The sequence below is a fragment of the Methylomonas rivi genome (genome assembly GCF_024505165.1).
GTDB classification, from domain to species: Bacteria; Pseudomonadota; Gammaproteobacteria; order Methylococcales; family Methylomonadaceae; genus Methylomonas; species Methylomonas rivi.
The window spans coordinates 1-2,107 of sequence record NZ_JANIBK010000281.1 but is presented as its reverse complement, the minus strand read 5'-3'; the positions used below and the strand labels follow the sequence as shown (position 1 = coordinate 2,107).

Sequence of the window (2,107 nt, the reverse complement as noted above, 5' to 3'; positions counted from 1 at the left end):
CGGCAGCCAAGCGCTGGCCTTGGCCCAAGATGCCGCCGGCCTGGATTCCGGCCCCGATCCGGTGCAAGCGGTGGAGGACAAGTTCGAACCCTTGCGCAATCTGGTGGCCGGCGGCCCCGACAAACCCAGCGCTTTGGAGCCTGTGTTGCAACAATTGAAAAGCCTGCGCGATTACTTTTTGCAACTCAGCAGCGCCAATACCGGCGGCCAGGCGTTACAAAACCAAGCCAATTTATTCAGCGGCGCCGGCATGGACGTATTGAAGCAGGCGCAACTGGAGTTCGCCCGCTTGCCGGAGCCCTTGAAAACCTGGTTTCAGCTTATCGTCAACAGCGGCGGCAATAAGCTGTCTTCGGCGGCGAAGGCGCAGTTGAGCGATATGGTCAAAACCGGGGTGGCCTCGCCCTGCAAAGCCGCGTTGAACGGCCGTTACCCGTTTTCCAATGCTTCGCCGCAGGACGTGTTATTGGCCGATTTCGCCAAGCTGTTTGCGCCTTCGGGGTTGATAGACCAGTTTTTTCAAACCAATCTGAAAACCTTTGTCGACACCAGCAAACCGGTGTGGACGGAACTGACCGCCGAGAAACCCTTGGGTTTGTCGCAAGCGTCGATTCGACAATTTCAAACCGCCGCCAAAATACGCGATGCGTTTTTCGCGGTCGGCAGCATGCCGCAAGTGCAATTCGAATTAAAGCCGCAATTGCTGGATAACAATGTCGGTACCTTTCGCCTGCAGGTGGAAGGCCAGGAAGCGGTGTATCGGCACGGCCCGGAACAATCGATCAGCATGAAATGGCCGGGACCGAATCCCAGCCAGGGCGTGCGTATCGTGTTCGAAACCCTGGACGGCCGCCAGGTCAGCCGCGGCAAGGAAGGCACCTGGGCGTTTTTTCGCTTGCTGGATGAAGCCACCATCGTGCAGGGCAACGCGCCGGAACAATTTACCCTTACTTTTAAACTGCAGGGCATGAGCGCCAGTTACCAGCTGCGCGCGGCCAGTGTCAACAATCCGTTTAATCTGCAGGAACTGCAAAGTTTCCGCTGTCCGGATGCCTTGTGAGCAGGCCGGATTTTGCGGCCGGTTTTTACGGCAAATTACCCAGCCATGGCGATTTTTTGTCGCGGCGGCTGCCGCGTCAATTCATAGAACCCTGGGACCAATGGTTGCAGGGCGGCATAGCCGCCAGCCGCGAACAACTGGGCGCCGGTTGGCTGGACACTTTTTTGTTCAGTCCGATCTGGCAATTCGGTTTGGCGCCGGGTCTGTGCGGCGACGATGCCTGGGCCGGCGTGCTGATGCCCAGTGTCGACAAGGTCGGACGCTATTTTCCGCTGACGCTGGCGGCCAAAGTCCCGTCGAATCGGCTGACGGCATTGTTCGATCCGGATTGCGGCTGGTTCGATGCCTTATCCGAATTGGCGCTGTCTTCGTTGGAGTACCAATTCGATTTGCAGCGTTTCGACGCGGACCTGGAACGGCTGCGTCCGGACGACTTTCTACCTGCACGGCCGGAACGGGCGCAGGCCAGTCCGCTCTTGCCCGGTTCGGCCAAAACCGCGCTGTACTTTCAATTGGCGCATGGCGGCGAAACCCCCCGTGCCTTTGCCGAACTGGGCGACATGTTGAAAGACCGCTTTTTGGCCCGCGGCAGCATATGGCGTTCGTCGGTTAGCGAAGACGAAAAACCCAGTCTGTTACTGTGCGAGGGTTTGCCGCCGCTGGACGCTTACGTGGGGTTTTTGAACGGCCAATGGCCGCGGCACGGCTGGCAATTTACCAGCGCCAAGGTCAAGCAAGAACCGGCGCTTGCCGCCGAACCTCCCCGTGCGCCGGCCAAACCGGTTGAAAAAACGCCGCCCGAAACCGGGCAGGGCGAGACCACCAGTCCGGCCAATGTCGACCCGGCCGCCTACTTTAAAATCCTCGAATCGGCCTTGCAGGCCCAAAGCAGCCAAAGGCAAAGTTTCGGCTTGAGCGTGGTGGGTATGCGGCGCAAGCTCAACGAAGATGCGATTCTGCTGCGCCACGATGCCGGCCTGTGGGCGATTGCGGACGGCATGGGCGGACATAGCGCCGGCGACGTGGCCAGCCGAGCGTTGGTGGAGG

Annotated in this window: 2 protein-coding genes; both read left to right on the top strand. The window is 59.6% G+C overall.

All coding sequences use genetic code 11. The annotated features are described in order from the left end of the window. Positions 1–1,060 (top strand): type VI secretion IcmF C-terminal domain-containing protein (locus NP596_RS21090; RefSeq protein WP_305891838.1); only part of this gene is annotated, 1,060 nt, incomplete at its 5' end. Beyond that, positions 1,057–2,107 (top strand): type VI secretion system-associated protein TagF (gene tagF / locus NP596_RS21945; RefSeq protein ID WP_371927997.1); only part of this gene is annotated, 1,051 nt, incomplete at its 3' end. The genes NP596_RS21090 and tagF, both read left to right, overlap by 4 nt.